The sequence below is a fragment of the Bacillus sp. SIMBA_074 genome, from assembly GCF_046534555.1.
Lineage (GTDB): Bacteria > Bacillota > Bacilli > Bacillales > Bacillaceae_G > Bacillus_A > Bacillus_A mycoides.
Window position 1 is genome coordinate 1 of the sequence record NZ_JAWRYM010001317.1, and the last position, 231, is coordinate 231.

The following is a 231-nucleotide window of genomic DNA, read 5'->3' on the forward strand; positions in this document are numbered from 1 at the left end:
GGAGCAAGATCTCCGTAAAATACATATGCGACGATGAAGGCTACTATAAACCCTGTCATATGAACCATTTGTAAAATGAAGCCACGCTTTAAACCGATTAATAAACCGATTAAAAGAATGGCTAGAATTGCTAAATCAAGCATGTACTCAGTCCTTCTCTCTCTTTAATTCCAGTTGAAGCTGGTCTAGTTCATCTTTTAATTTAATATATTCGTGGATGGTATTCACGGC

The 231-nt window shown here is 36.8% G+C and carries 1 protein-coding gene; it reads right to left on the reverse strand.

What is annotated here, in order from left to right:
* A partial coding sequence (locus SB773_RS34975; RefSeq protein ID WP_410595181.1) for a CvpA family protein occupies window positions 1-143 on the reverse strand: 143 nt, incomplete at its 3' end.
* Window positions 144-231: the final 88 nt, after the last annotated feature.